This is a genomic window from Mesorhizobium sp. RCC_202 (assembly GCF_041355295.1).
GTDB lineage: Bacteria > Pseudomonadota > Alphaproteobacteria > Rhizobiales > Rhizobiaceae > Mesorhizobium.
Genome location: NZ_JBFUPO010000021.1, coordinates 37,501 through 42,500 on the forward strand (window position 1 = coordinate 37,501; position 5,000 = coordinate 42,500).

The following is a 5,000-nucleotide window of genomic DNA, read 5'->3' on the forward strand; positions in this document are numbered from 1 at the left end:
TTTGTCGCAGGGGACGCTCAATCCCTTGCATATGATGGGTTTGCCTAACCGCACCCTCGAACCGATCTCGAGAAGCTGGTCTTTTTGTGCCAATTCCATTTGGTGGCGCCCCGCACAGGGTGCTGCTGATGCGACGATCTCTTCGAGATCGCGCTTAGCTAATCCCGCAAGGGAGAGGCTGAAGCGACGATCCCTGTGGGATCGCGCGATGGGTATTGGCAATGAGAACGATCAAGTGTCTTAAGGGCAATTGGTGGATGCCTTGGCATGCACAGGCGATGAAGGACGTGATACGCTGCGATAAGCTACGGGGAGGTGCGAATACCCTTTGATCCGTAGATTTCCGAATGGGGAAACCCACCTAAGGTGCTTGGAAAATCAGAGTAGCCAGACGGTCGCAAGGCCGACTTGCTGCTGTGGTTTCCAAGTATCGCTAATAGGTAACTTATCCTGAATACATAGGGATAAAGTGGCGAACGCGGGGAACTGAAACATCTAAGTACCCGTAGGAAAGGACATCAACCGAGACTCCGGAAGTAGTGGCGAGCGAACCCGGACCAGGCCAGTGGCGATTGAGAGACAAGCGGAACCTTCTGGAAAGTAGGGCCATAGTGGGTGACAGCCCCGTACGCGTAATGCAATCAATCGTCCTCGAGTAAGGCGGGACACGTGAAATCCTGTCTGAAATTGGGAGGACCACCTTCCAAGCCTAAGTACTCGTGCATGACCGATAGCGAACTAGTACCGTGAGGGAAAGGTGAAAAGCACCCCGACAAGGGGAGTGAAAGAGTACCTGAAACCGATTGCCTACAAACAGTGGGAGCCCGCAAGGGTGACCACGTACCTTTTGTATAATGGGTCAGCGACTTAGTGTGACGAGCAAGCTTAAACCGCTAGGTGTAGGCGCAGCGAAAGCGAGTCTGAACAGGGCGTTCAGTTCGTCGCATTAGACCCGAAACCGAGTGATCTAGCCATGAGCAGGTTGAAGGTAAGGTAACACTTACTGGAGGACCGAACCCATAACTGTTGCAATAGTTCGGGATGACTTGTGGCTAGGGGTGAAAGGCCAATCAAACTCGGAAATAGCTGGTTCTCCGCGAAATCTATTTAGGTAGAGCGTCGACCGAATACCCCAGGGGGTAGAGCACTGGATGGGCTAGGGGTCCTCACCGGATTACCAAACCTAACCAAACTCCGAATACCTGGGAGTACTAGTCGGCAGACACACGGCGGGTGCTAACGTCCGTCGTGAAAAGGGAAACAACCCTGACCTACAGCTAAGGTCCCCAAGTTATGGCTAAGTGGGAAAGGATGTGAGGATCCCAAAACAACCAGGATGTTGGCTTAGAAGCAGCCATCATTTAAAGAAAGCGTAACAGCTCACTGGTCTAAATAAGGGTCTTTGCGCCGAAAATGTAACGGGGCTAAAGCCATACACCGAAGCTTAGGGTTCGTGAGCAATCACGAGCGGTAGCGGAGCGTTCTGTAAGCTGATGAAGCCGTACCCGTGAGGGGCGGTGGAGGTATCAGAAGTGCGAATGCTGACATGAGTAACGTAAGGGGAGTGAGAGACTCCCCCGCCGAAAGACCAAGGGTTCCTGCTTAAAGTTAATCTGAGCAGGGTTAGCCGGCCCCTAAGACGAGGCGGAAACGCGTAGTCGATGGGAACCACGTTAATATTCGTGGGCCTGGAGGTAGTGACGGATCGCACAAGTTGTCCAATCTTATCGGATTGAACGGGCAGCGGAGCGGTTCCAGGAAATAGCTCCTCCTTATAGACCGTACCCGAAACCGACACTGGTGGTCAGGTAGAGTATACCAAGGCGCTTGAGAGAACTATGCTGAAGGAACTCGGCAAATTGCACGCGTAACTTCGGAAGAAGCGTGACCCTTTTCTACGCAAGTAGAGGAGGGTGGCACAGACCAGGGGGTAGCGACTGTTTATCAAAAACACAGGGCTCTGCGAAGCCGCAAGGCGACGTATAGGGTCTGACGCCTGCCCGGTGCTGGAAGGTTAAGAGGAGGGGTGCAAGCTCTGAATCGAAGCCCCAGTAAACGGCGGCCGTAACTATAACGGTCCTAAGGTAGCGAAATTCCTTGTCGGGTAAGTTCCGACCTGCACGAATGGCGTAACGACTTCCCCGCTGTCTCCAGCATAGACTCAGTGAAATTGAATTCCCCGTGAAGATGCGGGGTTCCTGCGGTTAGACGGAAAGACCCCGTGCACCTTTACTATAGCTTTACATTGGCATTCGTAGTGGCATGTGTAGGATAGGTGGTAGGCTTTGAAGCCTGGGCGCTAGCTCAGGTGGAGCCACCCTTGAAATACCACCCTTATTACTATGGATGTCTAACCGCGGCCCGTTATCCGGGTCCGGGACAATGTATGGTGGGTAGTTTGACTGGGGCGGTCGCCTCCTAAAGAGTAACGGAGGCGCGCGATGGTGGGCTCAGAACGGTCGGAAATCGTTCGCTGAGTGCAATGGCATAAGCCTGCCTGACTGCGAGACTGACAAGTCGAGCAGAGACGAAAGTCGGTCATAGTGATCCGGTGGTCCCGCGTGGAAGGGCCATCGCTCAACGGATAAAAGGTACGCCGGGGATAACAGGCTGATGACCCCCAAGAGTCCATATCGACGGGGTTGTTTGGCACCTCGATGTCGACTCATCGCATCCTGGGGCTGGAGCAGGTCCCAAGGGTATGGCTGTTCGCCATTTAAAGCGGTACGTGAGTTGGGTTCAGAACGTCGTGAGACAGTTCGGTCCCTATCTGCCGTGGGTGTAGGAATATTGAAAGGATCTGTCCCTAGTACGAGAGGACCGGGATGGACGGATCTCTGGTGGACCTGTTGTGGCGCCAGCCGCATTGCAGGGTAGCTATATCCGGACGGGATAACCGCTGAAGGCATCTAAGCGGGAAACCCACCTTAAAACGAGTATTCCCTGAGAACCGTGGAAGACGACCACGTTGATAGGCCGGGTGTGGAAGAGCGGCAACGCTTGAAGCTTACCGGTACTAATAGTTCGATCGGCTTGATCGTTCTCATTCCTAATATCCATTTGACGAAGTCAAATGGTCTGTTCTCACTCACGCTTGTTCCGCCCTGCGGGCGGCGCTACGTGGGTGCGGCGCATCAGCGCCGACGGTCGGTCGACCTTGCGAAGCTTCGCTTCGAAAGGCGCCAAGACCAAGAACGGTAAAGGCACAACAAGACCAGCGAACAGCTCAGAGAAAACAGCAAATAGGGATCCCTATTCGCTACTCACTATTGGCTATTCGCTCAAAAGCTTCTCGAACAACGTGCGTTTTGCCGACCTGGTGGTTATGGCGGAGCGGCTGCACCCGATCCCATTCCGAACTCGGCCGTGAAACGCTCCAGCGCTGATGGTACTTCGTCTCAAGACGCGGGAGAGTAGGTCGCTGCCAGGTCTGCTAAACGCACGTTTTATGTGTCACATCGTAACTTCCAAAAATCGAAGCCGATTTTTGGGTCGATGTGATGAAATCTTCTCTCTACGATCAAGGCCCGCCAAGGGACCTCGGGCCGCGAAAGCGGCCCTTTCATTTGGTGAGCCATCTACCTATCTGTAAGCCATCCTACTCGTAGGCCAGCGCTTACATCCAGTCGCAAGCAAACGCTTGCTCGTGGTCGCAAGCAAACGCTTGCTCGTGGTTGACGCGGGGTGGAGCAGCCCGGTAGCTCGTCAGGCTCATAACCTGAAGGTCACAGGTTCAAATCCTGTCCCCGCAACCAAATCCAAAAACGGCCCGCCAGGCTCTTCGCCAGCGGGCCGTTTTGCGTTGGGACGTGGACGGTTGATCTGAGCTGTCATCAGGGGCCCGCAAAGGAGCCGAAGCGGAAGCCGGCGCCGCGGGACAGAAAGCCAAATCCCGTCCCCGCAACCAAACCAAACGCTCGCCTCGCGCGACCTTCTTTTGTTTATGGCGACTCTCCTGGGAACCAATCGCGCAACCCGCGATCGGCACCGCTATCGGCTTGTGTTTCGGCTCACCTGCTCCCACAAAGCCAATGCAGCAGATGATGGAGAGGAAAATGCGGGAAGCGCTGATCGTATGGGGCGGCTGGGAGGGGCACGAGCCGGAGGCCGGGGCGCGCGCCGTGAAGGCGATGCTCGAGGAAGAAGGCTTTGCCGTGCGCGTGGAGGATAAGACTGCGGTTTTCGCCGACCCGGCGATCGCCGAGCTCAGCCTGATCGTGCCGATCTACACCATGTCCAGGCTCACCAAAGCGGAGGAAACCAATCTGACGAAGGCGGTCGAGAACGGCGTCGGCCTCGGCGGCTATCACGGCGGCATGGGCGACGCGTTTCGCGAATCGCCCGAATACCAGTTCGTGTGCGGTGGGCAATGGGTCGCGCATCCTGGCAACATCATCGACTATCATGTGAATGTGACGCGGCGCGACGACCCGATCATGCAGGGCATCGACGATTTTCCTTACCGCTCCGAGCAGTATTACATGCATGTCGATCCTTCGAACGAAGTGCTGGCGACGACCACCTTCTCCGGTGAATATGCGCCGTGGATCGACGGGGTCGTCATGCCGGTGGTGTGGAAGCGGCGGCACGGCAAGGGGCGGGTGTTCTATTCATCGCTCGGTCACGCAGTGTCGGAATTCCAGGTGCCGCAGATGCGCACCATCCTGCGCCGCGGGCTGGCATGGGCCGCGCGCTGAGGCGGCGAGTCGGCTAAAGCGCCTGGAGGTCCCCCGCTCGGTGCTGGCGTCCTTGATCGACATTCGACTGCTGCCTGATTCGGGGGGAGTTTCGGTCCCCGCCGAATCGCCAACGATGAAGCGCCCGAATCAACCAGGACTGTCAATTCTTGCTATCTATTGCTATATTTTGCTCCTGGCCCATATTCTGCGGGAGGCTTCCGATGCCCAACTATGCTTTGAGCGATCATTACGAGCGCTTCATCAGGAAGCAGCTCGAATCGGGCCGCTACAACAATGCCAGCGAAGTTGTCCGCGCCGGCC

Annotated in this window: 2 protein-coding genes, 1 tRNA gene and 2 rRNA genes (1 of these 5 running past the window's edge); all 5 read left to right on the forward strand. The window is 55.9% G+C overall.

The genetic code is table 11. The annotated features are described in order from the left end of the window. Positions 1-229 precede the first annotated feature (229 nt). Positions 230-3,041, forward strand: a 23S ribosomal RNA gene (locus tag AB6802_RS29645). Positions 3,042-3,315: 274 nt separating this feature from the next. After that, a 5S ribosomal RNA gene (gene rrf / locus AB6802_RS29650) occupies positions 3,316-3,430 on the forward strand. Positions 3,431-3,678: 248 nt separating this feature from the next. Continuing rightward, a tRNA-Met gene (locus AB6802_RS29655) sits at positions 3,679-3,755 on the forward strand. A gap of 300 nt (positions 3,756-4,055) precedes the next feature. Next, positions 4,056-4,697 carry a ThuA domain-containing protein gene (locus tag AB6802_RS29660; RefSeq protein WP_371013770.1) on the forward strand — a complete coding sequence of 214 codons (642 nt, stop codon included), beginning with the start codon at positions 4,056-4,058 and terminating at the stop codon, positions 4,695-4,697. Between the two features lie 203 nt (positions 4,698-4,900). Then, positions 4,901-5,000, forward strand: the 5' end (the start) of a protein-coding gene (locus tag AB6802_RS29665; protein ID WP_371013771.1) for a type II toxin-antitoxin system ParD family antitoxin. The gene runs 167 nt beyond the window's last position; 100 of the gene's 267 nt are visible here — the first part of the coding sequence; its start codon is at positions 4,901-4,903; its stop codon lies off the right edge, out of view.

Coding starts and splice junctions, on each gene's coding strand:
- AB6802_RS29660 (WP_371013770.1), top strand. CDS start 4,056: ATGCGGGAAGCGCTGATCGTATGGGGCGGCTGGGAGGGGCACGAGCCG.